Source organism: Kitasatospora sp. MY 5-36 (genome assembly GCF_001182915.1).
GTDB lineage: Bacteria > Actinomycetota > Actinomycetes > Streptomycetales > Streptomycetaceae > Kitasatospora.
Window position 1 is genome coordinate 1 of the sequence record NZ_LFVW01000929.1, and the last position, 3,210, is coordinate 3,210.

Below are 3,210 nucleotides of genomic sequence, written 5' to 3' on the forward strand. Positions count from 1 at the left end.
ATGTGGCCGGCCTGTTCGCGGCCGGGCTCGGGGTGCCGTGGCTGCACGTCGAACTGGCGTACGGGGTGCGCGCCGACCCGGCCCGGCGCGCGGCGGTGGCGCGGGTGCTCGCGGAGACCGTGCGCGGCTGGGACGCGGATCAGCAGGGGCGGCGGCGCAGGTCCATCACGTAGTCGTGCGGGGCGCCGGCGCTCTCCGCGGCGTCGGCGACCAGGCCGAGGTAGCGGGCCGCGGGCAGGCCGCCCTCGTAGTCGTTGAGCACGTACGTCCAGACCGGGATGTCCCCGTCCAGGGTCTGCGCGCGCAGCTTGATCTTGCGGTAGATGCCGAGCTGGACGCCCTCCCAGCGGTCCAGGCCCTCCTCGTCCATCGGCGCGACGTCGTACAGCGAGACGAAGACCTGGTCCTTCTCGTCCTCGACCACGGTGGCCAGCGAGCCCTCCCAACCCAGCTGCTCGCCACCGAAGGTGAGCCGCCATCCGGCTAGCCACCCCGTGCCGCGCAGCGGGGAGTGCGGGGCTCGGCGGGTCATCTGCCGGGCATCGAGGTTGGTGGCATACGCGGCGTAAAGGGGCATGGGGGCCAGGGTAGCCCGGGCGGCGGGCGGGCCGGGGCGACTGGACGAACGTACGGGAGCCCCGACCCCGGCGTGGCGGCGCCGCGGGCGTGCGGGACAATGGGGAACGTGACTCGGATCGTGATCATCGGTGGCGGACCCGGCGGCTACGAGGCGGCCCTGGTCGCCGCACAGCTCGGCGCGGAGGTGACCGTCGTCGACACCGACGGTCTGGGCGGATCGGCGGTGCTCACGGACTGCGTTCCGTCGAAGACCCTGATCGCGACCGCGGAGGTGATGACCACCTTCGACAGCTCGTACGAGGAACTGGGCATCCTGGTCGCGGACGACACCCCGCCCGTCGAGCAGGCGGCCCGGGTGATCGGCGTGGACCTGGGCAAGGTCAACCGCCGTGTGAAGCGCCTGGCGATCGCGCAGTCCCACGACATCACCCAGTCCGTCACCCGGGCCGGCGTCACCGTGCTGCGCGGCCGCGGCCGGCTCGGCACCGGCGGGCAGGCCGTGGACGGCTCCCGCGAGGTGCTGGTGGACGCGCCCGACGGCACCGTGCAGTCGCTGCACGCCGACGCGGTGCTGATCGCCACCGGCGCCCACCCGCGCGAGCTGCCGGACGCCCAGCCGGACGGCGAGCGGATCCTCACCTGGACCCAGGTGTACGACCTGGAGGAGCTGCCCCGCGAGCTGATCGTGGTCGGCTCCGGTGTGACCGGCGCCGAGTTCGCCGGCGCGTACCAGGCGCTCGGCTCCAAGGTGACCCTGGTGTCCAGCCGCGACCGGGTGCTGCCGGGCGAGGACCCGGACGCCGCCGAGGTGCTGGAGGACGTCTTCCGCCGCCGCGGCATGAACGTCATGGGCCGCTCGCGCGCCGAGAGCGTCAAGCGGATCGGCGACCGGGTCGAGGTCATGCTGGCCGACGGCAAGGTGATCGAGGGCACCCACTGCCTGATGGCGGTCGGTTCCGTCCCCAACACCTCCGAGATGGGCCTGGAGGAGGCCGGGGTCAAGCTCAACGACTGGGGCCAGATCCAGGTCGACCGGGTCTCCCGCACCACCGCCCCCGGCGTGTACGCGGCGGGCGACTGCACCGGCGTCTTCATGCTCGCCTCGGTGGCGGCCATGCAGGGCCGGATCGCGATGTACCACGCGCTCGGCGACGCGGTGCAGCCGCTGAACCTCAAGACCGTGGCCTCCAACGTCTTCACCGACCCGGAGATCGCCACCGTCGGCTACACGGCGGCCGACGTGGAGTGCGGCAAGATGGACGCCGTCGTGGTCAAGCTCCCGCTGCGCGGCAACCCGCGGGCGAAGATGCAGGGCATCCGGGACGGCTTCGTGAAGCTGTTCTGCCGCCCGGGCACCGGCATCGTGGTCGGCGGTGTGGTCGTCGCCCCGCGGGCCAGCGAGCTGATCCACCCGATCTCGCTCGCGGTGGACGCCAATCTGACGGTCGAACAGGTGGCCAGCGCCTTCACCGTCTACCCGTCCGTCTCCGGCTCGACCGCCGAGGCCGCCCGGCAGCTGCACATCCGCAAGCGGGTCGACGGCGAATCCTGAGCGTCTGGCGCACAGTTGAGGGCGGTTGCCGATCGGCGACCGCCCTTCGCGCGGGCATGGCCGTCACCCGGACGGCGGGCGCAGTTCCGGGCCATTGACGGCGCGTATTCTACGGTCACGCGCCGCTCGTGCGTGAGCAATTCCCGCTACTAGCTGCAAACGCCTGAAAGCAGACGGTCACGCAGGTTACCGTCGGTTCTGTGTTTGCAGCAGAACGTCGCCAGTTGATCCTCGAAATGGTGCGCGCCAACGGAGCCGTCTCGCTCCGGGAGTTGGCCCGCGTCGTCCAGACCTCCGAAGTGACCGTGCGCCGTGACGTGCGGGCGCTGGAGGCAGAAGGGCTCCTCGACCGCCGGCACGGCGGCGCGGTGCTCCCCGGCGGCTTCAGCCGCGAACCCGGATACCCGCAGAAGACCCACCTGTCCGCGGCGGAGAAGAGCGCCATCGCGGACTTCGCCGCCGGCCTGGTGGAGGAGGGGGACGCGGTGGTGGTCGGCGCCGGCACCACCACCCAGGAGCTGGCCCGCCGGCTGGCCCGGGTGCCCGGGCTGACGGTGGTCACCAACTCGCTGCTCGTCGCCCAGGCCCTGGCGCACGCCAACCGGGTCGAGGTGGTGATGACCGGCGGCACCCTGCGCGGCTCCAACTACGCGCTGGTGGGCAGCGGCGCGGAGCAGTCCCTGCAGGGGTTGAGGGTCAACAAGGCCTTCATCTCCGGCAGCGGTCTGACGGCCGAGCGCGGGCTGTCGACGGCGAACATGCTGTCCGCGAGCGTGGACCGGGCCATGGTGCTGGCGGCCGCCGAGGTGATCGTCCTCGCCGACCACACCAAGCTCGGCGCGGCCGGCATGTTCCAGACCGTCGCCACCGAGACCATCACCCGCCTGGTCACCGACGAGCAGGCCACCGCGGACGACAGCACCGTCCGCGAGCTGGACGCGCTCGCCGACTGCGGGGTGCAGGTCGACCTGGCCCCGCTGGGCGCCGGCCCGGGCGGTGACGCCCCGGTGCACGGCACCGGCAGCGGCCCGATGCACCAGCCCCAGCCCGGCCCGATGGCCCGCCGCGGCGGCCCGCCC

3 protein-coding genes are annotated in these 3,210 nt (G+C 72.8%); 2 read left to right on the forward strand and 1 reads right to left on the reverse strand.

The annotated features are described in order from the left end of the window. Positions 1–139: 139 nt before the first annotated feature. Positions 140–577 (reverse strand): gamma-glutamylcyclotransferase, encoded by a 438-nt coding sequence (locus tag AE652_RS38365; RefSeq protein WP_049660023.1) that lies wholly within the window; start codon positions 575–577, stop codon positions 140–142. Positions 578–676: 99 nt separating this feature from the next. On the opposite strand from AE652_RS38365, the gene AE652_RS38370 reads away from it, so the two are divergent. Together AE652_RS38370 and AE652_RS38375 are read left to right on the forward strand one after the other, a co-directional pair. Then, positions 677–2,131, forward strand: coding sequence for an NAD(P)H-quinone dehydrogenase (locus AE652_RS38370; RefSeq protein ID WP_049660024.1), 1,455 nt, complete (start codon positions 677–679; stop codon positions 2,129–2,131). A gap of 200 nt (positions 2,132–2,331) precedes the next feature. Next, positions 2,332–3,210, forward strand: an 879-nt coding sequence (locus AE652_RS38375) for a DeoR/GlpR family DNA-binding transcription regulator (protein WP_082346244.1), incomplete at its 3' end; no start/stop codon positions are given.

Bases quoted from the DNA above. Each gene is read 5' to 3' on its own strand.
- AE652_RS38370 (WP_049660024.1), top strand. From the start codon at position 677: ATGGGGAACGTGACTCGGATCGTGATCATCGGTGGCGGACCCGGCGGC.
- AE652_RS38365 (WP_049660023.1), bottom strand. From the start codon at position 577: ATGCCCCTTTACGCCGCGTATGCCACCAACCTCGATGCCCGGCAGATG.